Annotated in this window: 17 protein-coding genes; 4 read left to right on the forward strand and 13 right to left on the reverse strand. The window is 66.1% G+C overall.

Features of this window, described 5'->3' with window-relative positions; translation table 11 throughout:
- Positions 1-184 precede the first annotated feature (184 nt).
- The 4 genes from GOC52_RS09655 to betI form a co-directional block, all read right to left on the reverse strand.
- Complete coding sequence (locus GOC52_RS09655) at positions 185-1,861, reverse strand: long-chain fatty acid--CoA ligase (RefSeq protein WP_010482498.1); 1,677 nt, start codon at positions 1,859-1,861, stop codon at positions 185-187.
- Positions 1,862-2,087: 226 nt separating this feature from the next.
- Positions 2,088-3,770, reverse strand: coding sequence for a choline dehydrogenase (gene betA, locus GOC52_RS09660; RefSeq protein WP_010482497.1), 1,683 nt, complete (start codon positions 3,768-3,770; stop codon positions 2,088-2,090).
- Between the two features lie 101 nt (positions 3,771-3,871).
- Entirely contained in the window at positions 3,872-5,344 is a 1,473-nt protein-coding gene (gene betB / locus GOC52_RS09665; protein ID WP_191851271.1) for a betaine-aldehyde dehydrogenase, read from the reverse strand.
- A 38-nt stretch (positions 5,345-5,382) separates the two neighbouring features.
- The gene (betI, locus tag GOC52_RS09670; protein ID WP_005409501.1) at positions 5,383-5,973 is read right to left on the reverse strand and encodes a transcriptional regulator BetI; all 591 of its coding nucleotides are present in this window, start codon (positions 5,971-5,973) and stop codon (positions 5,383-5,385) included.
- A gap of 170 nt (positions 5,974-6,143) precedes the next feature.
- On the opposite strand from betI, the gene GOC52_RS09675 reads away from it, so the two are divergent.
- Positions 6,144-7,694: a BCCT family transporter gene (locus GOC52_RS09675; RefSeq protein ID WP_191851273.1), complete on the forward strand. Its 1,551-nt coding sequence runs from the start codon at positions 6,144-6,146 to the stop codon at positions 7,692-7,694.
- Positions 7,695-7,824: 130 nt separating this feature from the next.
- Here GOC52_RS09675 and acnA read toward each other — a convergent pair whose 3' ends face one another.
- Positions 7,825-10,578: an aconitate hydratase AcnA gene (gene acnA / locus GOC52_RS09680; protein WP_191851275.1), complete on the reverse strand. Its 2,754-nt coding sequence runs from the start codon at positions 10,576-10,578 to the stop codon at positions 7,825-7,827.
- A gap of 302 nt (positions 10,579-10,880) precedes the next feature.
- On the opposite strand from acnA, the gene GOC52_RS09685 reads away from it, so the two are divergent.
- Genes GOC52_RS09685 through acnB form a run of 3 tightly spaced genes read left to right on the forward strand, consistent with a single transcriptional unit; the run spans position 10,881 to position 14,145 of the window.
- Positions 10,881-11,105, forward strand: a complete 225-nt coding sequence (locus GOC52_RS09685; protein ID WP_005409505.1) for an AbrB/MazE/SpoVT family DNA-binding domain-containing protein — start codon at positions 10,881-10,883, stop codon at positions 11,103-11,105.
- Positions 11,106-11,111: 6 nt separating this feature from the next.
- Positions 11,112-11,510, forward strand: a complete 399-nt coding sequence (locus GOC52_RS09690) for a type II toxin-antitoxin system VapC family toxin (RefSeq protein WP_005409506.1) — start codon at positions 11,112-11,114, stop codon at positions 11,508-11,510.
- Between the two features lie 43 nt (positions 11,511-11,553).
- Positions 11,554-14,145 carry a bifunctional aconitate hydratase 2/2-methylisocitrate dehydratase gene (acnB, locus tag GOC52_RS09695; RefSeq protein ID WP_191851277.1) on the forward strand — a complete coding sequence of 864 codons (2,592 nt, stop codon included), beginning with the start codon at positions 11,554-11,556 and terminating at the stop codon, positions 14,143-14,145.
- A gap of 82 nt (positions 14,146-14,227) precedes the next feature.
- On the opposite strand, the gene GOC52_RS09700 is transcribed toward acnB, so the two are convergent.
- From GOC52_RS09700 to GOC52_RS09735, 8 genes are all read right to left on the reverse strand, one after another.
- On the reverse strand, positions 14,228-14,599 hold the full coding sequence (locus tag GOC52_RS09700) for a hypothetical protein (RefSeq protein WP_043398942.1): 372 nt from the start codon (positions 14,597-14,599) through the stop codon (positions 14,228-14,230).
- Positions 14,600-14,812: 213 nt separating this feature from the next.
- A complete protein-coding gene (locus GOC52_RS09705) occupies positions 14,813-15,886 on the reverse strand; it encodes a protein-glutamate methylesterase/protein-glutamine glutaminase (RefSeq protein WP_191851279.1) in 1,074 nt (357 codons plus the stop codon).
- Positions 15,883-16,479: a chemoreceptor glutamine deamidase CheD gene (cheD, locus tag GOC52_RS09710; RefSeq protein WP_014037083.1), complete on the reverse strand. Its 597-nt coding sequence runs from the start codon at positions 16,477-16,479 to the stop codon at positions 15,883-15,885. Before cheD ends, GOC52_RS09705 begins: the two co-directional genes overlap by 4 nt.
- Positions 16,476-17,345: a CheR family methyltransferase gene (locus GOC52_RS09715; protein ID WP_191851281.1), complete on the reverse strand. Its 870-nt coding sequence runs from the start codon at positions 17,343-17,345 to the stop codon at positions 16,476-16,478. Before GOC52_RS09715 ends, cheD begins: the two co-directional genes overlap by 4 nt.
- Before the next feature lie 37 nt (positions 17,346-17,382).
- Positions 17,383-19,659, reverse strand: coding sequence for a methyl-accepting chemotaxis protein (locus tag GOC52_RS09720; protein ID WP_126559903.1), 2,277 nt, complete (start codon positions 19,657-19,659; stop codon positions 17,383-17,385).
- A 746-nt stretch (positions 19,660-20,405) separates the two neighbouring features.
- Positions 20,406-22,784: a methyl-accepting chemotaxis protein gene (locus tag GOC52_RS09725; protein ID WP_191851283.1), complete on the reverse strand. Its 2,379-nt coding sequence runs from the start codon at positions 22,782-22,784 to the stop codon at positions 20,406-20,408.
- 101 nt (positions 22,785-22,885) lie between these two features.
- A complete protein-coding gene (locus GOC52_RS09730) occupies positions 22,886-23,269 on the reverse strand; it encodes a hypothetical protein (RefSeq protein ID WP_010482470.1) in 384 nt (127 codons plus the stop codon).
- Positions 23,270-23,405: 136 nt separating this feature from the next.
- A complete protein-coding gene (locus tag GOC52_RS09735) occupies positions 23,406-23,897 on the reverse strand; it encodes a chemotaxis protein CheW (RefSeq protein ID WP_010482468.1) in 492 nt (163 codons plus the stop codon).
- Positions 23,898-23,916: the final 19 nt, after the last annotated feature.

Genomic DNA, 23,916 nt, shown 5'->3' on the forward strand with positions numbered 1-23,916 from the left:
GACCGTCCGGCCAACCGCAGAGCGGACGGAGAGGAGTGAGGGGGCGGGCTGAACGTGCGGCGGCGACTGATTCTATGCACCCGTCGTGAACCGCCCGCAAGCGCTGTACCGGCCATGTTCCGGTAACAGAAAGACCCCGCCGTCTCCGGCGGGGTCCCTGTATTGTCCCGTTGCCCGGAAACCCTTACTGGGCGGGCGTATCACGCAGCTCGCGACGGAGAATCTTGCCGACATTGGTCTTCGGCAGCTCTTTTCGGAATTCTACGATTCTGGGGTGCTTGTAACCGGTCAGGTTTGCCCGCGCATGTTCCTTGACCATTTCCGCGGTCAGGTTCGGGTCCTTCTTCACGATCACGACCTTGACCACTTCGCCGGACTTCTCGTCCGGGACACCGACGGCGGCGACTTCCAGCACGCCCGGCATCATCGCGATGACGTCTTCGACCTCATTCGGGTACACGTTGAAGCCGGACACCAGGATCATGTCCTTCTTGCGGTCCACGATGTAGAAGAAGCCCTTTTCGTCCATCTTCGCCATGTCGCCGGTGTGCAGCCAGCCGTCGGCGTCGATGGCGGTGGCGGTTTCTTCCGGCCGCTGCCAGTAGCCCTTCATTACCTGCGGGCCCTTGATGCACAGCTCGCCCACTTCGCCCAGCGCCAGGATATTGCCGTTGTCGTCCTTGATGCAGGCATCGGTGGACGGGATCGGCAGGCCAATGGCGCCGTTGTACTCGGGCAGGGTGAGCGGGTTGATGCAGGCTGCCGGCGAGGTCTCGGTCAGGCCGTAGGCTTCGACCAGGGTCACGCCGGTGACCTTCTTCCAGCGTTCGGCCACGGCACGTTGCACCGCCATGCCGCCGCCCAGAGTGAACTTGACCGAAGAGAAGTCGATCTCGTCGAAGCCCGGGGTGTTGAGCAGGCCGTTGAACAGCGTGTTGACGCCGGTGATGGCAGTGAAGCGGGTGCCCTTGAGCTCCTTGACGAAGCCCTTCATGTCGCGCGGGTTGGTGATCAGGTGATTGCAGCCACCGAACTTCATGAAGACCAGGCCATTAGCGGTCAGCGCGAAGATGTGGTAGAGCGGCAGGGCAGTGATGATCACTTCCTTGCCCGGCTCGATGCCCGAGGTGGACAGCCACGCCGACGCCTGCTGCATGTTGGCGATCAGGTTGCGGTTGGTCAGCATCGCACCCTTGGCCACGCCGGTGGTGCCGCCGGTGTACTGCAGGAAGGCGATGTCGTCGTGGTCGATCTCGACCGGCGGAAGCGCGTGGCGGCTGCCCAGCTTGAGCGCCTGCTTGAAGCGGACGGCGCCCTTGATGTGGTAGTTGGGCACCATCTTCTTGACGTACTTCAGCACGAAGTTGACGATCGCGCCCTTGGCGCCGAGCAGGTCGCCCAGGCCGGTGGTGACCACGTGCCTGACCGGCGTGTCGGCGATGACCTGCTCGACGGTGTCGCCGAAGTTGTCGACCACCACCAGCGCACTGACGCCCGCGTCGACCAGCTGGTGCTTGAGTTCGCGCGCGGTGTACAGCGGGTTGACGTTGACCACGGTCAGTCCGGCGCGCAGCACGCCGAAGGTGGCCACCGGGTACTGCAGGCAGTTGGGCATCATCAGGGCGACGCGGTCACCCTTCTTGAGCTTGAGCTCACCCAGCAGGTAGGCGGCGAACTGGGTGACCAGCGCATCCGTCTCACCATAGGTGAGGACCTTGCCGAAGCTGGAGTAGGCGGGACGGTCGCGGAATTTCGCGACGGAAGCGTCGAAGACCGAGGCGACCGAATGGAATTCGTTGACGTCGATTTCGGCGGGAACGCCTTTCGGATAGCTCTGCAGCCAGGGACGATCCAGACTCATATTCCCCCTCCAGGAATCGTGATGTATTAGGTTCGGCCCTGAGCGTAGCGACAATGGCCGTTTATTGCAGCATACCCCGCCGTAGGGAAAACGCGAAGAGGGGTTTGCGCGGCGCATTGTGCGAACGCGTCAAACGCCGCCGGGCATGGCCCGGCGCTACCGAAGGCAGGACGCGCCTGGTAGCGCCGGGCCATGCCCGGCGGGTGTTTCACCGTGAGCGGCTGGCTCAGCCCTGCTTGCGCACCGGTGCGCCGTTGGCCTTGTAGTACGGCGCGGTGCTGCGGGCCAGCGGGGTGCGGCCGCGGATCACGTCGGCCAGCTTCTCGGCCATCATGATGGTCGGCGCGTTGAGGTTGCCGGTCACCACCTGCGGCATGATCGAGGCATCGACGATGCGCAGGCCTTCCAGGCCGTGCACGCGGCCCTGGCCATCGACCACCGCCATCGGGTCATCGGCATGGCCCATCTTGTTCGAGCACGACGGGTGGTAGGCGGTCTCGGCATGCTCGCGCACGAATGCGTCGATCTGCGCGTCGGTCTGCAGCGCGCTGCCCGGCGAGATCTCGCGGCCGCTGTACGGTGCCAGCGCCGGCTGCGCGAAGATCTCGCGGGTGATGCGGATCGCCGCGCGGAACTCACGCCAGTCCTGCTCGTGCGACATGTAGTTGAACAGGATGCTCGGATGTTCGCGCGGATCCTTCGAACGCACATGGATGCGGCCGCGGCTGGGCGAGCGCATCGAACCGACGTGCATCTGAAAGCTGTGCGCCTTGATCGGGTTGGAGCCGTTGTAATTGATCGCCACCGGCAGGAAGTGGTACTGCAGGTTCGGCCAGTCGAATTCGGCATCGCTGCGGATGAAGCCACCGGCCTCGAACTGGTTGCTGGCGCCGATGCCGGTGCCCAGGAACAGCCACTCGGCACCGATCGCCGGCTGGTTGTACAGCTTCAGTGCCGGCGCCAGCGACACCGGCTTCTTGCATTCGTACTGCAGGTACATCTCCAGGTGATCCTGCAGGTTGGCGCCGACGCCTGGCAGGTGGTGCACCAGGTCGATGTCCAGGCTGCGCAGCAGGTCGGCCGGGCCGACGCCCGAGCGCTGCAGGATCTGCGGCGAGGCGATGGCGCCACCGCACAGCAGCACTTCGCGGCGCGCAGTGGCACGCTGCGGCTGGTCGTTGTGCAGCCACTGCACGCCCACCGCACGCTTGCCCGAGAACAGGATGCGGTCGGTCAGTGCGTGGGTGACGATGGTCAGGTTCGGACGCGGCTTGGCCAGGTCCAGGTAGCCGCGGGCAGTGCTGGAGCGACGGCCCTTCGGGGTCACCGTGCGGTCCATCGGGCCGAAGCCTTCCTGCTGGTAGCCGTTGAGGTCGTCGGTGCGCGGATAGCCAGCCTGCACGCCGGCTTCGACCATCGCCGCGAACAGCTCGTTGTTGCCGGCCTTCGGCGTGGTCACGCGCAGCGGGCCGTCGCCACCGTGGTAGTCATTGGGGCCGATGTCGCGGGTTTCGGCCTTGCGGAAGTACGGCAGGCAGTCCAGGTAGGTCCAGTCTTCCAGGCCCGGCATGCTGGCCCAGTTGTCGTAGTCCATCGCGTTGCCGCGGATGTAGCACATGCCGTTGATCAGCGACGAGCCGCCCAGGCCCTTGCCGCGGCCGCAGTCCATGCGGCGGTTGTTCATGAAGGGCTCGGGATCGGTCTTGTACGCCCAGTTGTAGCGCTTGCCCTGCAGCGGGAAGGCCAGTGCCGCCGGCATCTGGGTACGGAAGTCGAGCCGGTAGTCCGGGCCACCGGCTTCCAGCAGCAGCACGCTGACATCGGCATCTTCGGTGAGGCGGGTGGCCAGCACGTTGCCGGCCGAACCGGCGCCGATGATGATGTAGTCGTACTCGTTATGGGTGCTCATGGGTGTCTCCTGCAGGCCGGGGCGCGCTGCATGCAGGCGTCCCGGCGGAATGTCGGATCGGCACGATGGCCGGACGATGGGGCGCGCGCAGGGCGCGCCGGTCAGAACACGCTGGCGTAGTCGCCCAGCTCGACCTGCACCGACTTGATGCGGGTGTAGTGGCCGAGGGTGGAGATGCCGTTCTCGCGGCCGACGCCGGATTCCTTGTAGCCGCCGACCGGCATTTCGGCCGGCGATTCGCCCCAGGTGTTGATCCAGCAGATGCCGGCTTCCAGGCGGTGGATGATGCGGTGGGCGCGGCTGACGTCCTTGCTGACCACGCCGGCGGCCAGGCCGAAGGTGGTGTCGTTGGCGCGGCGCACCACTTCGTCCTCGTCGTCGTAGGCGAGGATGCTCATCACCGGCCCGAAGATCTCTTCCTTGACGATGGTCATGTCATCGCGGCAGTCGGAGAACACGGTCGGCAGCACGTAGGCGCCATTGGCCAGCGCGCCTTCGGTGGGGCGGCCGCCGCCGGTCAGCAGGCGGGCGCCTTCGGTCTTGCCGCTTTCGATGTAGCGCAGCACGTTTTCCATGTGCGGGAAGCTGGTCAGCGGGCCGAAGTTGGTCTCGGCGGCCATCGGGTCGCCGATGCGGATGCGCTTGACGCGCTCGACAACAGCGGCTTCGAACGCGGCCAGCATGCTGCGCGGCACGAACACGCGGGTACCGTTGGTGCAGACCTGGCCGGAGCTGAAGAAGTTGGCCATCACCGCGATGTCGGCGGCGCGGTCGAGGTCGGCGTCATCGCAGATCACCAGCGGCGACTTGCCGCCCAGCTCCATGGTCACTTCCTTCAGCGACGAGGACGCGGCGCTGGCCATGACCTTCTTGCCGGTGGCGACGCCGCCGGTGAAGGAGATCTTCTCGATCACCGGGTGCTCGGTCAGCCACTGGCCGATCTCGCGGCCCGGGCCCTGCACCACGTTGAACACGCCGGCGGGAACGCCGGCTTCGGTGTAGATCTCGGCCAGCCGGATCGCGGTCAGAGGGGTCACTTCGGACGGCTTGAACACCATCGCGTTGCCCGCGGCCAGCGCCGGGGCCGACTTCCACATGGCGATCTGGATCGGGTAGTTCCAGGCACCGATGCCGGCGACCACGCCCAGCGGTTCGCGTCGGGTATAGAAGAAGCTCGATTCGCGCAGCGGCAGCTGGATGCCTTCGATGGCGGTGGCCAGGCCGGCGTAGTACTCGACCACGTCGGCGCCGGTGACGATGTCCACGGTGGTGGTTTCGGCCAGCGCCTTGCCGGTGTCCAGGGTTTCCAGGTGGGCCAGTTCGTCGTTGCGCTCGCGCAGGAGCTCGACGGCACGGCGCAGGATGCGCGAACGCTCCATGGCCGTCATCGCGGCCCACACCTTCTGGCCTTCGGCTGCGCTCTGCACGGCACGTTCGACGTCGGCCTGGCTGGCGACCTGCACTTCAGCGATCACCTCGCCGGTGGCCGGGTTGATGGTCTTGAAGGTCTTGCCGCTGGTGGCATCGACGCGCTGGCCGTGGATGTAGAGCTGTTGGACGGGCAGGGTGGTCATGGGGCGTACTCCTTGGAAGGGGGCGGGTGCTGAAGCGCTTATAGCGCGACAGCCTGCAACTGGAAGTCGATATAGCCGTAAGCGATGCGCCGGGACTTCTCGGCATTGAACTGGCCGCCGACCAGGCTGCCGCGCAGCCACAGGCCGTCAATCATCGCGGCCAGGCCGCGGGCGGCCAGGCGGGCCTGCGGGTGGGGCAGCAGGCGGTTGAACTGGTGGCACAGGTTCGAGAACAGGCGCTGGTCGTTGGCGCGCTGCAGCCGGGCCAGTTCCGGCTGGTGCATGCTCGCGGCCCAGAAGGTGAGCCAGACGCGCATGGCGGTGCCGTTGATCTGGCTGTCGTCGAAGTTGCCATCGACGATGGCGCGCAGCTGCTCGCGCGGGTCGTCGCTGGCGTCGGCGCGGTAGCGGGCGACCGCGTCCTTCAGTTCGCGCAGGATCTGCCGCATTGCAGCATTGAGCAGGCCGTCCTTGTCGCCGAAGTAGTGGGCGACGATGCCGCTGGACAGCCCGGCCTTCTTCGCGATGGTGGCGACGGTCGCATCGGCCATGCCGATCTCGTCGATGGTCTGGAAAGTGGCCCGGATCAGCTGCTCGCGCCGTACCGGTTCCACGCCTTTCTTCGGCATTGTCTCTCCACGGATTGCGACCCGAAGGATCGGGCTGCCCGCCATTATGCTTTTTATTGATTGAACGTTCAATCAATAAACCCTAGGATGCGCTCGCGCCCCACGCCATGGGCCCGGTTTACCGGTCCGGCCCCGCCCATGTGCTCCCTCGGACTTGATGAGACGACCCCATGTCTTCCCTGGCTCATCCCAAGCGTTCGCCCCTGCGCTTGAACCGTTTTGTGTTCTTCAGTTCCTCGGTGTCGATCGGCATCCTCGGGCTGCTCACCGTTCTCTATCCCGAAGGCAGCGAGCACTGGCTGCAATGGGCGCAGGCCGAAGTGTCGGCCGCGTTCGGCTGGTGGTACATGCTGCTGATCGTGCTGTGCCTCGGCTTCGTGCTGTGGCTGGCGTTCTCGCCGTATGGCCGCATCCGCCTGGGCCACAACGAGGAATCACCGGCCTTCGGCTACGTCGCATGGGTGTCGATGCTGTTCTCGGCCGGCATCGGCATCGCGCTGCTGTACTACGGTGCCTACGAACCGCTGGACCATTTCCTCAATCCGCCCGGGCAGCCCGGCGGGACTGTGGCCGCCGACCGCGAGGCGATGGTGCTGACCTTCCTGCACTGGGGCCTGCACGGCTGGGCGCTGTACGCGCTGGTCGGCGTGGCGCTGGGCTACTTCGCCTACCGCCGCGACCTGCCGCTGGCGTTGCGCTCGGCGCTGTACCCGATCTTCGGTGAGCGCATCCATGGCCGCATCGGCGACATGGTGGATGGCTTCGGTATCCTGGCTACGCTGATCTCGATGGTGACCAACCTCGGCATCGGTGCGCTGGTGGTGCAGTCCGGCCTGGTCTACCTGTTCCACATCCCGGATACGCCGCAGGTGCTGGTGGCGATCGTGCTGGTGATGATGGTGGTGGCCACCATCGGCGTGGTCGCCGGTGTGGAGAAGGGCATCGCCTGGTTGTCCAACCTCAACGTGCGCCTGCTGTGCGGCCTGCTGCTGTTCGTGCTGGTCACCGGCCCGACCCTGCACCTGTTCGATGGCCTGATCCAGAACACCGGCGATTACCTCGGTGCGTTCGTGCGCAAGAGTTTCGACATGTACCTCAACGACCCGAAGGGCCGTGAGTGGATGGGCTCGTGGACGCTGTTCTACTGGGCCTGGTGGATCGCCTGGGCGCCGTTCGTCGGCCTTTTCGTGGCACGCATCTCGCGCGGCCGCACCATCCGCGAAGTGATCATGGGCGTGCTGCTGATCCCGCTCGGCTTTACCCTGGCGTGGCTGTCGATCTTCGGCAACACCGCCATCGACCTGGTGCTCAACCATGGCCAGGCGATCCTGGGTGACGTGGCCCAGCACGATGCGGCGATGACGCTGTTCAAGCTGCTGGAATACCTGCCCGCCGCGCCGTACGTGGCCGGTGCCGCGGTGGTGATCGGCTTCGTGCTGTTCCTGACCCCGGTCGATTCGGGCACGCTGATGATCGCCAACCTGTGTACCCGTCGCGTTGACGATGGCGTGGAAGACGGTCATGACGCGCCGATCTGGCTGCGCGTGTTCTGGGCGGCCGGCATCACCGTGGCCAGCGTCGGCCTGCTGCTGGCCGGCAACTTCAGCGCGATGCAGACGGCGGTGGTGCTGTGCGGCCTGCCGTTCTCGTTCACCCTGGCGTTCTACATGTGGGGCCTGCTGAAGGCGCTGCGTACCGACCCGGACGCGCCGCGCCGCTGAGTGCTTCTGTAGAGCCGAGCCCATGCTCGGCTGCTGTCGGCGCAGAAGCAGCCGAGCGCAGGCTCGGCTCTACAGGGGGGTGCATCGCAAACGGAAAGGGCCGGATCCGTGCGGATCCGGCCCTTTTCCGTTACTTGCTGGCCAGCTGGCGCAGCACGTACTGCAGCAGGCCGCCGTGGCGGAAGTACTCGACTTCCTTCGGGGTCAGCAGCATCACCGAGACCTCAAAGGTCTTCCTGGTGCCATCGGCCTTGGTGGCGGTGACCGTGGCGCGCTTGCTGGCACCGTCCTGCAGGCCGGTGATGTCGATCACTTCCGAGCCGTCCAGGCCCAGCGACTGCGCGTTTTCGCCGTTGCGGAACTGCAGCGGCAGCACGCCCATGCCGACCAGGTTGGAGCGGTGAATGCGCTCGAAGCTTTCGGCGATGACCGCCTTCACCCCCAGCAGCAGGGTGCCCTTGGCCGCCCAGTCGCGCGACGAGCCGGTGCCGTATTCCTTGCCGGCCAGCACCACCAGCGGCACCTTGTCAGCCTTGTACTTCATGGCCGCATCGTAGATCGCCAGCTTCTCCGGCTGACCGCCGCCGGCGGGGTAGTACAGGGTGTTGCCGCCTTCTTCGCCACCGAACATCAGGTTCTTGATGCGGATGTTGGCGAAGGTGCCGCGGACCATCACGTCATCGTTGCCGCGGCGGCTGCCGTAGCTGTTGAAGTCGGCCGGCTGCACGCCGCGTTCCTGCAGGAAGCGGCCTGCCGGCGAGTCCTTCTTGATGTTGCCGGCCGGGGAGATGTGGTCGGTGGTGATCGAGTCGCCGAAAAGGCCCATCACGCGCGCGCCGTGCACGTCATCGATGGTGCCGACCTGCATGGTCATGCCATCGAAGTACGGCGGATTCTTGATGTAGGTGGAGGCATCGCTCCACGCGTACAGATTGCCGTCCGGCGAGGCGATGGTGTTCCAGCGGGTATCGCCCTTGAACACGTCGGCGTAGTTCTGCTTGAACATTTCCGGCCCGACGGTCGCTGCGATGACATCGCCGATTTCCTTGTTGCTCGGCCAGATGTCGCGCAGGTATACCGGCTGGCCATCGCTGCCGGTCCCCAGTGGCTGGGTGGTCAGGTCGATGTCGGTGGTGCCGGCGATGGCGTAGGCCACCACCAGCGGCGGGCTGGCCAGGTAGTTCATCTTCACTTCGGGGTGCACGCGGCCCTCGAAGTTGCGGTTGCCCGACAGCACCGAGGTCACCACCAGATCGCCGGTGGCGATGCCGGCGCTGACTTCGGTCGGCAGCGGGCCGGAGTTGCCGATGCAGGTGGTGCAGCCATAGCCGACCACGTAGAAGCCGATCTTCTCCAGCTCCTTCAGTACGCCAGCCTTTTCCAGGTAGTCGGTGACCACGCGCGAGCCTGGGCCGAGCGAGGTCTTGACCCACGGCTGGCGGTTCAGGCCCTTGGCGGCCGCGTTGCGCGCGAGCAGGCCGGCACCGATCATCACCGCCGGGTTGGAGGTATTGGTGCAGGAGGTGATGGCAGCGATGACCACCGCACCATCCTTCAGCCGGACCTTGCGGCCTTCGATCTCGATGTCGGCGAAGCCCTTGGCCAGTTGCTCGTTGCCGACTGCGGCGCCGCCGCCTTCGTTGACGAACGAGGACACGTCGTCGCTGCGCTTGTCGCGGTTGGCGGTCATGCCGACCAGCGCTTCGCGGTAGTTCTTCTGCACGTCTTCCAGCAGCACGCGGTCCTGCGGACGCTTCGGGCCGGCCAGCGACGGCTTCACCGTGCCCATGTCCAGTTCCAGCGTGGTGCTGTACTGCGCATGCGGGCTGTTGACGTCGTGCCACAGGCCCTGCGCCTTGGCATAGGCTTCGACCAGTGCGATCTGCTCTTCGCTACGGCCGGACAGGCGCAGGTAGGTCAGCGATTCGTTGTCGATCGGGAAGATGCCGCAGGTGGCGCCGTATTCCGGGGCCATGTTGCCGATGGTGGCGCGGTCGGCCAGCGGCAGGTGCTGCAGGCCGTCGCCGTAGAACTCGACGAACTTGCCGACCACGCCCAGCTTGCGCAGCATCTGGGTGACGGTCAGCACCAGGTCGGTGGCGGTGGCGCCTTCGGGCAGCTTGCCGGTCAGCTTGAAGCCGACCACCTGCGGGATCAGCATCGACGAGGGCTGGCCGAGCATGGCGGCCTCGGCCTCGATGCCGCCCACGCCCCAGCCGAGCACGCCGATGCCGTTGATCATCGTGGTGTGGCTGTCGGTGCCGAACACGGTATCGGGGTAGGCCACGGCCTTGCCGTCCTTGTCCGCGGTCATCACCACGCGGGCGAGGTTTTCCAGGTTCACCTGGTGGACGATGCCGGTGTTGGGCGGCACCACCTTGAAGTTGTCGAAGGCCTTCTGGCCCCAGCGCAGGAAGCCGTAGCGTTCCTGGTTGCGCTGGAATTCGATCTTGCCGTTGAGGTCCAGCGCGTCGGGCTTGCCGAACACATCGACCTGCACCGAGTGGTCGATGACCAGTTCGGAGGGAATCTGCGGGTTGATCTGCTCCGGCTTGCCGCCGAGCTTGACCACCGCATCGCGCATCGCGGCCAGGTCGACCACGCAGGGCACGCCGGTGAAGTCCTGCAGGACCACGCGCGCCGGCATGAAGGCGATCTCGGTGTCCGGCTCGGCCGCCGGATTCCAGCGGGCCACTGCTTCGATGTGGTCCTTGCCGACGGTGATGCCGCCATCCTCGTGCCGGAGCAGGTTCTCCAGCAGGATCTTCATCGAGTAGGGCAGGTGGGAGATGTCGAAGCGCTGGCCCAGCGTGGGCAGGCTGAAGTAGTCGTAGGTCTTGCCGCCGACGTTCAGCTGGCTGCGGGTGGAGAACGAATCGCTCATGCGGGGTAACTCCTTCTTGCGGATGGCTTGCACTGGCCCGCGCATGGGCGGACCTGCTTGCGGTCGCCGCGGGCCTGACGGCCCCGGTGGTTCCAGTATGAACCCGAAACTGAATGGATTCACCCGGGCCGGGTTCCGGCCTGCGGCATCGGTCCCAGACTACAGGGGAAGGTGTATGGCGTATGTCACGTTTGTGGCCGATCCTTTGCGAGGCAAGGGCTGGCGGGGCGCCGGTCCTGTTCAGGGTGGAAGTATGCCCGGGGAAGTATGTATAATTTGTGCATACTCTGGAGGGCCTACCGATGGAAGCCACTGTTGCAGAACGCGGACAGATCACCCTGCCCAAGGCGGTGCGTGACGCCCTCGGCCTGACCAAGGGCACGCTGCTGAAGGTCGAGCTGGACGGCAGCCGCATCATCCTGCGCAAGAGTGTTGACGATGCCATTTCACGGGCGCGCGGCAAGTTCGCGCTGGACGGCTTCGAGTCATCCGACGCGGCCGTACGCGCGGTGCGTGACGAGGAGTAAGCCGTGATGATCGCCGTCGATTCGCCGGTGCTGGTCGAGCTGCTCAGCAATGGTCCGCAGGCCGATGCGGTGGAAGCCATCCTCAGGCAGAGCCTGGTCGGTGGCCGCGTGGTGGTCTGTGGCGCGACCCTGGCCGAAGTCTGCGCATCGCTGCGCGGCGGCGCCGAAGTGCTGGAAGCACTGGAAGAGATGGGCGTGCACTTCAACCCGATGGAAGCCAAGTCGGCACTGCGCGCCGGCGAGATGCACCGCCGTCATCGCCAGCGCGGCGGCAGCCGCCGCAGCCTGGACGAATTCATGGTCGGCGCCCACGCACTGCTGCAGTGCGACGGCCTGATCACCTGGAACGACACGTTTTACCGCGACTACTTCAAGGGCCTGAAGCTGATCGTGCCGCAAGCCTGAGCCCACTTTGTTATTTCAACCTACGCATTACCCGGGAGTTGTCATGTTGGAAGCCTACCGCCACCACGTCGCCGAGCGCGCTGCGCTTGGCATCCCGCCGCTGCCGCTGAGCGCGCAGCAGACGGCCGATGTCATCGAACTGCTGAAGAACCCGCCGCAGGGCGAGGCCGAGTTCCTGCTCGACCTGCTGACCCACCGCGTTCCGGCCGGCGTCGATGACGCAGCCAAGGTCAAGGCCTCGTACCTGGCCGCGATCGCGCTGGGCAGCGAGCAGAATCCGCTGATCAGCCGCGAGCGCGCCACCGAACTGCTGGGCACCATGCTCGGCGGCTACAACGTCGCCCCGCTGGTGCAGCTGCTGGACGATGCCAGCGTCGGTGCCATCGCCGCCGACGCGCTGAAGAAGACCCTGCTGGTGTTCGACGCCTTCCACGATGTGCAGGAAAAGGCCAAGGCCGGCAACGCCAACGCCCAGGCCGTGCTGCAGAGCTGGGCTGATGCTGAGTGGTTCACCAGCAACCCGGAAGTGCCGCAGAGCCTGACCGTCACCGTGTTCAAGGTGCCGGGCGAAACCAATACCGACGACCTGTCGCCGGCGCCGGACGCGACCACCCGCCCGGACATCCCGATGCACGCCCTGGCGATGCTGAAGAACAAGCGCGACGACGCGCCGTTCACCCCGGAAGAAGACGGCAAGCGCGGCCCGATCCAGCAGATCCTCGACCTGAAGGACAAGGGCCACCTGGTTGCCTACGTGGGCGACGTGGTCGGTACCGGTTCCTCGCGCAAGTCGGCCACCAACAGCGTGCTGTGGTGGACCGGTGATGACATTCCGTTCATCCCGAACAAGCGTGCCGGTGGCGTCTGCCTGGGTTCGAAGATCGCCCCGATCTTCTACAACACCATGGAAGATGCCGGCGCACTGCCGATCGAGCTGGACGTGTCGAAGATGGAGCACGGCGATGTGGTCGAGCTGCGTCCGTACGAAGGCAAGGCGCTGAAGAACGGTGAAGTGATCGCCGAGTTCCAGGTCAAGTCCGACGTGCTGTTCGACGAAGTGCGCGCCGGCGGCCGCATTCCGCTGATCATCGGCCGCGGCCTGACCGGCAAGGCGCGCGAAGCGCTGGGCCTGGCCCCGACCGACCTGTTCCGCCTGCCGGTGCAGCCGGTCGACACCGGCAAGGGCTTCTCGCTGGCGCAGAAGATGGTCGGCCGCGCCTGCGGCCTGGCGGAAGGCCAGGGCATGCGCCCGGGCACCTACTGCGAGCCGAAGATGACCTCGGTCGGCTCGCAGGACACCACCGGCCCGATGACCCGTGACGAGCTGAAGGACCTGGCCTGCCTGGGCTTCTCGGCCGACCTGGTGATGCAGTCGTTCTGCCACACCGCCGCCTATCCGAAGCCGGTGGACGTGAAGACCCACCACACCCTGCCGGAGTTCATCTCCACCCGCGGCGGCGTCTCGCTGCGCCCGGGCGACGGCGTGATCCACAGCTGGCTCAACCGCATGCTGCTGCCGGACACCGTCGGTACCGGTGGTGACTCGCATACCCGTTTCCCGGTGGGCATTTCGTTCCCGGCCGGTTCGGGCCTGGTCGCCTTCGCCGCGGCCACCGGCGTGATGCCGCTGGATATGCCGGAGTCGGTGCTGGTGCGCTTCAAGGGCAAGATGCAGCCGGGCGTGACCCTGCGTGACCTGGTCAACGCGATTCCGCTGTACGCGATCAAGTCGGGCCTGCTGACCGTGGCCAAGGCTGGCAAGAAGAACATCTTCTCCGGCCGTATCCTGGAAATCGAAGGCCTGCCGGAGCTGAAGGTCGAGCAGGCGTTCGAACTGTCCGATGCCTCGGCCGAGCGTTCGGCCGCCGGTTGCTCGGTGCGCCTGAACAAGGAACCGATCATCGAGTACCTGACCAGCAACATCACGCTGCTGAAGTGGATGATTGCCGAGGGCTATCAGGATCCGCGTTCGCTGCAGCGCCGTATCGAGAAGATGGAAGCGTGGCTGGCCAACCCGGAACTGCTTGAGCCGGATGCCGACGCCGAGTACGCCGCCGTCATCGAGATCGACCTGGCCGACATCCACGAGCCGATCGTGGCCTGCCCGAACGACCCGGACGACGTGAAGACCCTGTCCGAAGTGGCCGGTGCCAAGATCGACGAAGTGTTCATCGGTTCGTGCATGACCAACATCGGTCACTTCCGTGCGGCTGCCAAGCTGCTGGAAGGCAAGCGTGACCTGCCGACTCGCCTGTGGGTGGCCCCGCCGACCAAGATGGATGCCTCCGAGCTGACCAAGGAAGGCGTGTACGGCACCTTCGGCGCCACCGGCGCGCGCATGGAAATGCCAGGCTGCTCGCTGTGCATGGGCAACCAGGCGCAGATCCGTGAAGGCTCCACCGCGATGTCGACCTCGACCCGCAACTTCCCGAACCGTCTGGGCCGCAACACGAACGTGTACCTGGGTTCGGCCGAGCTGGCCGCGATCTGCTCGCGCCTGGGCCGCATCCCGACCAAGGAAGAGTACATGGCTGATGTGGGCGTGATCGCCGCCAGCGGCGCGGAGATCTACCGCTACATGAACTTCGACCAGATCGAGGAATACCAGGACGTGGCCAAGACGGTCGCTGCCTGAGGGTAGTGCCGGCCGCTGGCCGGCCTCCCGTTGAAACGAAGAACCCCCGGTGAAAGCCGGGGGTTTTTGTCTGCTGCATCCGCTATTGCACGGTCCAGTCTGCGTTGCCCTGCAACCGACGGCCGCCGATCAGCACGTTGCCGCGCTTACCGGAGACATCCATCTCGAACCAGGGCAGTCCATCACGGTCAAGTGGACGCACGTAGGCCTGGCGCTTTGCACGGTTGAATTCGATGTAGTAGCGGCGATGCACGTTGGGGTACGGCGGGATCGACGCGCCTTTCCAGCTGACGCTTACCGCGCCGGGGTCTTCGCGACCCACCAGCATCAGCATGAAGAACACATCACCCTGCTTGGCCTCGAAGTAGAACAGATCGCCACTGGCGCTGGCGGGTGCCAGTGGCAATGAAAGCAGTACGGCCGCCAGGGCGGCCTTCCATATGCCTTTGATCATGTGCAGCATTCCTTGTGCAATACCGCTATCAAAGCACACATGCGGGTAGCGCGTTGAAACGAAGAACCCCGGTGAAAGCCGGCGCCTTTTTTTGCTGCCTGATGGCCTGTAGCGCCGAGTCCGTGCTTGGCTGCTGTTCGCGCGATGCGCGATGAGTCGAGCGTGGCTCGACTCTACAGAGGGCATCCACGCATGGCGTGGATCTGCTTTGTGTCAGTTGCGGGCGAGGGCGAGCAGGCGTTCGGCAATGCGTTCCAGCGGTACCTGTTCCTCGGCGGCGCCGAGCTTGAAGGCGGAACCAGGCATGCCCCAGACCACGCTGGTGGCTTCGTCCTGCACCAGCGTCGGGGCGCCGGCCTGGCGCATTTCCAGCAGGCCGCGTGCGCCGTCGTCACCCATGCCGGTGAGGATGGCACCGATGGCATTGCCACCCGCACTCTGCGCGACCGAGCGGAACAGCACGTCCACCGCTGGCTTGTGCCGGTTCACTGCCGGGCCGTCGTCGACCCGGCAGCGCCAGCGTGCACCGTCACGGATGATCCGCAGGTGCTTGCCGCCCGGCGGCAGGTAGGCGTGGCCGGGCAGCACCGCTTCGCCATCGCTGGCTTCGCGCACGGCCATCGCCGAGTGTCGGTCCAGGCGTTCGGCAAAGGCGCTGCTGAAGCTGGCCGGCAGGTGCTGGGTCATCACCACGGCGGGCGCGTCGGCGGGCATGCCTTCCAACACCACGCGCAGGGCTTCGGTGCCACCGGCCGACGAGCCGATCGCGATCAGGCGGTCGGTGGTGCGGAACTGCGGTGAGGCAGGACGCATCGAGGGGGCTGTGTCCAGCGTGAGCTTCGGGACTGCAGCGCGCACCAGCGGGCGCACCCGCGAGCGCGCCGCCATCTTGACCTTGGCGATGATCTCGTCGGCGTAGGCCTGCAGGCCGCGCGCCACGTCCAGCTTCGGCTTGGAGACGAAATCCACCGCACCCAGCGCCAGTGCCTGCAGGGTGGTGTCGGCGCCGCGCTCGGTCAGCGAAGAGATCATCACCACCGGCAACGGGTGCAGGCGCATCAGGTTTTCCAGGAACGCCAGGCCGTCCATGCGCGGCATTTCCACGTCCAGGGTGATCACGTCCGGGGCCAGGCGCTTGATCTTTTCACGGGCCAGCAGCGGGTCGGCGGCGGTGCCGACCACGTCGATGGCCGGATCGCTGGACAGGATTTCCGTGAGCATCTGGCGCACGACGGCGGAGTCGTCGACGATCAGGACCCGGCAGGGGGCGTTGCCGGTCAAGGTCATTCGAACAGCTCCACGCCGCCGGTGACCGGGGCCTTCGAAAGGCGTGCACGCACCGCCGATTCGGTCGCAGCCACTTCGGCTTCATGGGCATGCGGCAGGCGCTGCACCACCACGCGGCCGGTATCGGCGAAGAACCAGATCTTGCGCGGATGGATGCCGCACAGGTCCTCGGCGATGATCGGAATATGCTCGGCCTGCAGGTACTGGCGCACGAACTCGGCGTTGCGCGTGCCGACCGGATTGCTGGTGAAGCCCTTGAGCACGTTGGCGCCGCCGAACACCTTGGCTTCGATGCGCTTGCGGTGGGCGCCGCGCTTGAGCATGTCGTTGATCAGCAGTTCCATCGCATAGCTGCCGTAACGCGCGGGCGCGCCGTCGCCGGCATTGCCCTCGGGCAGCAGGAAGTGGTTCATGCCGCCGATCTTCAGTACCGGGTCGCGCAGGCACGCGGCCACGCAGGAACCCAGCGTGGTGGTCAGCGCGGTGGTGTCGTCCACCACCAGGTACTGGGTCGGCAGCAGCTTGGCCGCGATGGTCTGGAAGCGCGCATCCTGGTAGCGCATCACATCGTCGGTACGCAGCGAGGCGTTCATGCGCCGGCCTTTGCCGCACGGCGATACAGCGTACGGCCGCAGGGCTGGATCAGGTCGGCGGCGTGCAGGTAGTTCTCCGAGTGCCCGGTGTAAAGCAGGCCGTCATCGGCCAGGTGCTGCACCAGGCGGCCGAGGATGGCACGCTGGGTCGGCTTGTCGAAATAGATCATCACATTGCGGCAGAACAGCGCGTCGAATGGTCCGCCGACGTCGTAGCGCGGGGCGAGCAGATTCAATGGGCGGAACTCGATCAGCTCGCGTAGTGCCGGCAGCACGCGGCACTGGCCCTCATTGGGGCCGCTGCCACGCTGGAAATAGCGCCGGCGCAGATCCGGGTCGAGATTGCTGACCCGGTCGATGTTGTAGACGCCACGGCCGGCGGTGGCCAGTACCTGGGTATCGACATCGGTGGCGACGATGCGCACCGGCGGCTTCAGCGTACCGAAGGCCTCACAGGCGGTGATCGCCATCGAATAGGGTTCTTCACCGGTGGACGCCGCGCATGACCACAGCAGCAGCGGCGTGCGGCTGGAGCGCTGCTGCAGTTCCTCGCGCAGCTTGTCGAAGTGGTGCGGCTCGCGGAAGAACGAGGTCAGGTTGGTGGTCAGCGCGTTGGTGAACGCCTGCCACTCGTCACCGTCTTCCTGCTCCAGATGGTCCAGATACTGCTGGAAGCTGCGCATGCCCAGCGTGCGCAAGCGGCGCGATAGGCGGCCATAGACCATGTCGCGCTTTGCCGGTGCAAGGGCGATGCCCACGCGCTGGTAGATCAGATCGCAGACGCGGCGGAAATCACGGTCGGCGAACTCGAATTCGCGCGGGCCGGTGACGATGGGAGTAGGACTTTGCACGGGGGACGTGTCCATCGGCAGAGGCGGCGGCCGAAGCCGCCGCGGGTGGGTCTCAGAATTCCTGCCAGTCGCTGTCGCTGGCGACGAAGGTGCTGGCGTTGCTGCCGGTGCGGCGGACCGGTGCCGGCGTTGGAACCGGCTGCGGGCGCGCCACGGCGGTGGCAACACGCACCGGTTCGACACGCGCGGCCACCGCCTTCATTGCGGCGGAGACCTGGTTGTCCAGGCGGAAGATCGCCACGGCGTCGGCCAGCTGGCCAGCCTGTTCTTCCATCGCGCGCGCGGCAGCGGTAGCTTCCTCCACCAGCGCGGCGTTCTGCTGGGTGGTCTCGTCCATCTGCACCACGGTCTGGTTGACCTGCTCGATGCCGGCGCTCTGTTCCTGCGAGGCGGCGGAGATCTCGGCCATGATGTCGGTCACGCGCTGCACCGAGGCGACGATCTCGCCCATGGTGCTGCCGGCCTGGTGGACCAGGCTGGAGCCTTCGGCAACCTTGCCGACCGAATCATCGATCAGGCCCTTGATCTCCTTGGCGGCGGCGGCCGAGCGCTGGGCAAGGGTGCGCACCTCGCTGGCGACCACGGCGAAGCCGCGGCCCTGTTCACCGGCACGTGCGGCTTCCACTGCAGCATTCAGCGCCAGAATGTTGGTCTGGAAGGCGATGCCGTCGATGACGCTGATGATCTCGGCGATCTTCTTCGACGAGGCTTCGATGGCCGACATGGTGTTGACCACCTGGCCGACCACGCTGCCGCCTTGAGACGCAACACCCTGCGCGCCGATCGCCAGCTGATTGGCCTGGCGGGCATGTTCGGCGTTCTGGCGCACGGTGGAGGTCAGCTCCTCCATCGACGCGGCGGTTTCTTCCAGGTTCGCAGCCTGCTGCTCGGTGCGACGCGACAGGTCGCTGTTGCCCGAAGCAATCTCACCGGCGGCCAGGGTGATGCTGGAAGCACTGGCCTGGATCTGGCCGACGATCTGGGTCAGCTGCGCGACGGTTGTGTTGGCGTCGTCACGCATGCGGGCGAACACGCCCTGGTAGTCACCCTGCATGCGCGCGGTCAGATCACCTTCGGCGATGGCCGACAGCAGCTGCGAGAGCTTGCCGAGGTTGTCATCGCTGACCGCCATCATCGCGTTGAGGTTTTCCAGCATCAGGCGAAAATCGTGATCGAAGCGCTGCGCATCGCCACGGCGGCTGAAGTCGCCGGCAGCGGCGGCACTGGCCAGCTGCTTGATTTCGGCGTTGATGCGGCCGAGATTGGCCTTGACGGTGTCGACGGTGGTGGTCATCGCCGCCTTTTCGCCGGGGTAGCGGGCGATGTCGCGGCTCAGGTCGCCGACCGCGTACTGCTGTACCACGTCCAGCACGTCATGCAGGGTCTGCACGTGGCCGCCTACCAGGGCGTTGGTTTCCTGCACCATCAGCCCGTACTCGCCGGGGAAGGCACTGGCGTCGATGCGATAGCTCAGTTCGCCGGCATCGTGGCGGCGGGCCATTTCGCGCTGGCCGCCGATCACTGCGTGCAGCTGCTGCTGCATGCCGGACATGGCGTCCAGCAGGCGACCGGGTTCGTCATGCGCCTGCGGACCGATGTGGCTGTCCAGCTTGCCGCGGGCGATACCCTCGGCGACGGCCGTTGCCTGCTTCAGCGGCACGGCGATGCGGTTGCCGATGAGCCAGCTCAGGGCCAGCACGATCAGTACCAGCACGCCACCGGAGACGGCCATGATGGCGGTGAACACCAGCGCCTGCTTCTGCACGTCGTCCATGTAGACGCCGCTGCTGACCACCCAGTTCCAGGGCGCGAACAGGCCGGCGTAGGCCACCTTCTCGACCTCGCCCTTGCTGCCGGGCTTGGCCCAGCGGTAGTTGACGAAGCCGCCACCGGCCTTGGCTGCTTCAACCTGGTCGTAGTAGATGCGCACGCCGTCGTCGGTGCGGAAGTCCTTCATGTCCTTGCCGACCAGATCCTTGCGGAACGGGTGCATCAGCAGGCGGTAGCCGGTGTCGTAGATGTTGAAGTAGTAGGCATCGCTCTCGGCGCGCATCACTTCCAGCGCCTGCAATGCCGCGCTCTTGGCAGCGTCCTCGCTGAGCTCGCCGGTACCGGCCAGCCGGTGATAATGCTGGAGGATGCCGTAGCTGAGTTCGACCTGGGTCTTCAGCGCGGTCTTGCGGGTCTCGGTGAGGTCCAGGTACTGCATGCGGGCGGCGATCACCGAGAGCGCGATCACGCCGAGCGCGATGAGCAGCGTCAGCAGGTTGAGCTTGCGCCGGACGGAGAGGTTGCTGAAGTAGTGTTGCCAGCGATGCAGGAGATTCATCGAGCAGGACCAGGTCGAAGCGGGCGGGCGGCGCCGAGCCGGTCAGCGGCGGGACAAGCCGTGACAACCCCGTTATCGGCCGATGGGGCGGGGGATTGAGGCGCAGTGTCCGAACGTATTCAGGTTTCCTTGCAGCGGCGGCTGCGGCGCTGCCTGCGGCAGGCTGGTTTTGAAGCAACAGCAACAGCAACAGCAACAGCAACGGCCCTTGGTCGGTGGTCAGGGGTTGCGAGAAGGGCCGGGGCAGGATGGGTTGGCGGGGGACGCCGTAAACCCGTCCCTGGGGGGTTGGCCGCGGCATCCATGCCGCGGACACCCCCGCCAACCCACCCTGGCCCGGCCCATTCGATATCCCGGCGTCGGACGGCAAGAGCGTTGGGTTTCCAAGTGGAAAGAGGGGTCAGATCCGTTTTCCGCAGGAAAACGGATCTGACCCCGGAAGTGACCTGGCTTTTGTTTTTTGCTTTTCTTTCTTCAATCCGGGGTGGACGCGCACGGAAATTTTCCGTGGCCGGGAGGGTGGGCTGCGCAGGGGCGTGAGCCGCATGGATGCGGCGACCGAGCCTACAAGGACGTATTCACGGCGTCCCCTGCGCAGCCCACCCTCCCGGCCTGCCCTCAGCAGCCCAGCACTTCGACCGACCACCCCGAGGGGCTTCGCCGTTGGCTGGATAATCAGATATCCCGTAAACAAAAACGCCCCAGCACAGGGCCAGGGCGTTCTCGTACCTCAGGTCAGGCAGGCATCAGAATTCCTGCCAGTCCCCGTCGGCCAGTTCCGTGGCCATCGGGCGACCACCCGCGCTGCGGCGGGCGGGCGGGGCGGCCGGAGCCGGTGCCGCCGGTGCGGCAGCACGCGGGGCAGGGGCAGCGACGACGCGCGGGGCGGCCACGACCTCGGCTTCGTCCACCACGAAGATCGACACGGCCTCGCTGAGGTGGCCGGCCTGTTCTTCCATCGCGCGGGCGGCGGCGGTGGCTTCTTCCACCAGAGCAGCATTCTGCTGCGTGGTTTCGTCCATCTGCACCACGGTCTGGTTGACCTGCTCGATGCCGGCGCTCTGTTCCTGCGAAGCCGCAGAGATCTCGGCCATGATGTCGGTCACGCGCTGCACCGAGGCGACGATCTCGCCCATGGTGGCGCCGGCCTTGTGTACCAGGGCCGAGCCGTCGTTGACCTTGCCAACGGAGTCGTCGATCAGGCCCTTGATCTCCTTGGCGGCAGCGGCCGAGCGCTGGGCGAGGGTGCGCACCTCGCTGGCGACCACGGCGAAGCCGCGGCCCTGTTCACCGGCACGCGCGGCTTCCACGGCGGCATTCAGCGCCAGGATGTTGGTCTGGAACGCAATGCCGTCGATGACGCTGATGATCTCGGCGATCTTCTTCGACGAGGCTTCGATCGCCGACATGGTGGTGACCACCTGGCCGACCACTTCACCGCCCTGCGAGGCGACGCCATGGGCGCCGATCGCGAGCTGGTTGGCCTGGCGGGCGTGTTCGGCGTTCTGGCGCACGGTGGAGGTCAGTTCCTCCATCGAGGCAGCGGTTTCTTCCAGGTTGGCAGCCTGCTGTTCGGTACGGCGCGACAGGTCGCTGTTGCCCGAGGCGATCTCGCCGGCGGCCGAGCTGATCGCACGGCTGGACTGCTTGATGCGGGTGACGATCTCGCTCAGCTGCGCGGCCGTGGCGTTGGCGTCGTCGCGCATGCGGGCGAACACGCCCTGGTAGTCGCCCTGCATGCGCACGGTCAGGTCACCCTGCGACAGTGCGGCGAGCAGGCCGGAGATCTGTTCGATGCTGCCGGCATTGGCGTCCAGCAGGCCGTTGATCTGCTGGGCCAGCTGCAGGAAGAAGCCTTCCTTGTCGCTGGAATCGATGCGGCCGGACAGGTCGCCGGCGGCTGCCTGGGCGATCACGCGCGCCACTTCGGCTTCCACCTGCGCTTCCTGGGTACGGTCGCGCCATTCCACCACGTAGCCGACGGTGTCGCCGCCTTCATTGCGGATGGTCGAGACCACCTGGGCGAACTGGGCATCGCCGTACTGCATCGGGCGACGGGCCACGCCGTGTGCCTTCAGGTTACCCAGCAGGGTCTGGTCCATTTCACCACGGTGTTCAAGCACCGTGACCGGCTTGCCGATCAGCGAGGCCTGGGCGTCGAAGTCCGGCAGGTCACGGCGCACTTCGTCCTGGTACTGGCTCAGGGTCTGCTGCAGGGCGCGGTTGCTGTAGACGATGGTGTTGCTGGTGTCGGTCAGGTACACGCCGGTCGAGCTGTAATCCAGCGCGGTACGGATGCGCAGGTTCTCGCGCGCCACGGCCTGGTCGGTTTCGATGCGCTCGCGCAGGTCGCGCTGCATGCGCTGCATGGCCTGCATCAGTTCGCCCACTTCATCCTGGCGGCTGACGTCGATGTGGCCATCGAGCTTGCCGCCGGCCACGTCGTTGGCAACCGACACGGCGCCGCGCACGCTGCCGACCAGGGCGCGGGCGAACAGCCAGACCAGCACCAGGCCGAGCGCGGCGCCGCCCAGCAGGGCGATCACGGTCAGCACGGCCGAGGCGGAATACGTGGAGGCGGCCTGTTCGCGCGACGCGCGGGCGAGGCGGTTGTCTTCGGCGATCAGCGCTTCCAGCGCCGAGGCGGCCTTGCGGTGCTTGGTGCGGGTTTCGCCGACGAAGGTATCGATGGCGTCGTCCGGCAGGTCCAGTTCCAGCATCTCGGTGACGCTGTCATAGGAGGCCAGGGCGTCCTTCCACTCCTTGGCGAAGGTGTCGAACAGCTTCTTCTGCTGCGCGTTGTCGACCAGGGTCGGATACTCCTTGATCGACTTGTCCATGCTCGCGCGCAGCTCGACGCCCTGCTTGCGTGCATCCGCCTTGACGTCGTCGCTGGCGCGGATCAGCTGCTGGTAGGCGGCGTTGCGGTATTCACCCAGCATGCCGCGCATCTCGCCTGCCATGCGGATGCTCTCCATGCGAGAACCCGCCAGCTCGGTGGTGACATTGTTCAGCGAATGCAGGCCACGATAGGCGACGATGCCCTGCAGCAACATCACCAGCAGGAGGACGCCGAAGGTCAGCAGCAGCTTCGGCATCAGTTTGAGGTTGTTGATCCACGGCATGGGCGTTGCGATCTCCTAAGGCAGACGCGTCCGGGCGTCGGGCCCGGTTGCAGCAGAAACCACGCCGGCACCAGGTCCGGCGTGGTTCGACGGACAGCGGATTACTTGATGTTGGCCAGCTTCAGGCCGGCCGGCGAGCTGACTTCGATTTCCGCGCGCGAGGCGTCGCGCTGGATCTTGCCGATCACGCAGACGGTCTTGCCCTCCAGGGTTTCCAGCGGGAAGGAGAACTTGCCGCGGTTCTCGCCGGCGATGCGCGCCGAGAAGGTGTGGCGCGGGAAGGCGCCGCCCATGTACAGGAAGGTCGGCTGGCCTTCGGAACCTTCTGCGTAGCGGGCCTTCTCGACCTTGCCGCAGACCATGCCGTCCTTGCCGACCGAGCGCGGTGCCAGTTCCGGCGGGATCATGTCGGCCGACTGGGCAAACGCGGCGGAAGCGGTGGTGGCCAGGACAGCGGCCGAAACGAACGCAAGCAGGGACTTCATCGAGGTGTATCTCCGGGGATGGTGATGGTCGTTCCGGTTCTGCGCGCTCCTGCGCGACCGGCTTCTGTCCCCCTATCGGCACTGCCGGAGGGAACTGAAGGGTTGTGTGACCAGAACGTGAAGCAGGTCCGCTTGATCAGGCGGCGGCGTCTTCAACGACGTTGGCCTGGCCCATGTCGGCGCTGTCCAGCAGGGTCTCGATGTCGAGCAGGATCAGCATGCGGTCGTCCTGCGTGCCGATGCCGGAGATGAAGCGGGTATCGACGGCGGCGCCGAATTCCGGGGTCGGGCGGATCTGCTCGGCCGACAGCGGGATCACGTCCGAGACGCTGTCGACCACGATGCCGACCACTCGGTCGTCGACGTTCAGCACGATCATCACGGTGAAGGCGTCGTAGCGGGCGTCGTCCAGGCGCAGCTTCAGGCGCAGGTCGATGACCGGGACGATGGTGCCGCGCAGGTTGATCACGCCCTTGATGTAGTCCGGTGCATCCGGCACCCGGGTGACCGCGTCATAGCCGCGGATTTCCTGCACTTTGAGGATGTCCACGCCGTAGTGCTCGGCACCGAGGGTGAAGCTGAGGAATTCGCCACCGGCGCTGGCGGTGGAGCTGGTCTTGTCGTTCATCGAGGGGTCCTGGTTCTGC

The organism is Stenotrophomonas sp. SXG-1 (genome assembly GCF_014083965.1).
GTDB lineage: Bacteria > Pseudomonadota > Gammaproteobacteria > Xanthomonadales > Xanthomonadaceae > Stenotrophomonas > Stenotrophomonas geniculata.

What these genes read in the sequence shown, in the direction of transcription:
- GOC52_RS09655 (WP_010482498.1), bottom strand. Translation starts at nt 1,861, where the DNA reads ATGAGTCTGGATCGTCCCTGGCTGCAGAGCTATCCGAAAGGCGTTCCC.
- betA (WP_010482497.1), bottom strand. Translation starts at nt 3,770, where the DNA reads ATGAGCACCCATAACGAGTACGACTACATCATCATCGGCGCCGGTTCG.
- betB (WP_191851271.1), bottom strand. Translation starts at nt 5,344, where the DNA reads ATGACCACCCTGCCCGTCCAACAGCTCTACATCCACGGCCAGCGCGTC.
- betI (WP_005409501.1), bottom strand. Translation starts at nt 5,973, where the DNA reads ATGCCGAAGAAAGGCGTGGAACCGGTACGGCGCGAGCAGCTGATCCGG.
- GOC52_RS09675 (WP_191851273.1), top strand. Translation starts at nt 6,144, where the DNA reads ATGTCTTCCCTGGCTCATCCCAAGCGTTCGCCCCTGCGCTTGAACCGT.
- acnA (WP_191851275.1), bottom strand. Translation starts at nt 10,578, where the DNA reads ATGAGCGATTCGTTCTCCACCCGCAGCCAGCTGAACGTCGGCGGCAAG.
- GOC52_RS09685 (WP_005409505.1), top strand. Translation starts at nt 10,881, where the DNA reads ATGGAAGCCACTGTTGCAGAACGCGGACAGATCACCCTGCCCAAGGCG.
- GOC52_RS09690 (WP_005409506.1), top strand. Translation starts at nt 11,112, where the DNA reads ATGATCGCCGTCGATTCGCCGGTGCTGGTCGAGCTGCTCAGCAATGGT.
- acnB (WP_191851277.1), top strand. Translation starts at nt 11,554, where the DNA reads ATGTTGGAAGCCTACCGCCACCACGTCGCCGAGCGCGCTGCGCTTGGC.
- GOC52_RS09700 (WP_043398942.1), bottom strand. Translation starts at nt 14,599, where the DNA reads ATGATCAAAGGCATATGGAAGGCCGCCCTGGCGGCCGTACTGCTTTCA.
- GOC52_RS09705 (WP_191851279.1), bottom strand. Translation starts at nt 15,886, where the DNA reads ATGACCTTGACCGGCAACGCCCCCTGCCGGGTCCTGATCGTCGACGAC.
- cheD (WP_014037083.1), bottom strand. Translation starts at nt 16,479, where the DNA reads ATGAACGCCTCGCTGCGTACCGACGATGTGATGCGCTACCAGGATGCG.
- GOC52_RS09715 (WP_191851281.1), bottom strand. Translation starts at nt 17,345, where the DNA reads ATGGACACGTCCCCCGTGCAAAGTCCTACTCCCATCGTCACCGGCCCG.
- GOC52_RS09720 (WP_126559903.1), bottom strand. Translation starts at nt 19,659, where the DNA reads ATGAATCTCCTGCATCGCTGGCAACACTACTTCAGCAACCTCTCCGTC.
- GOC52_RS09725 (WP_191851283.1), bottom strand. Translation starts at nt 22,784, where the DNA reads ATGCCGTGGATCAACAACCTCAAACTGATGCCGAAGCTGCTGCTGACC.
- GOC52_RS09730 (WP_010482470.1), bottom strand. Translation starts at nt 23,269, where the DNA reads ATGAAGTCCCTGCTTGCGTTCGTTTCGGCCGCTGTCCTGGCCACCACC.
- GOC52_RS09735 (WP_010482468.1), bottom strand. Translation starts at nt 23,897, where the DNA reads ATGAACGACAAGACCAGCTCCACCGCCAGCGCCGGTGGCGAATTCCTC.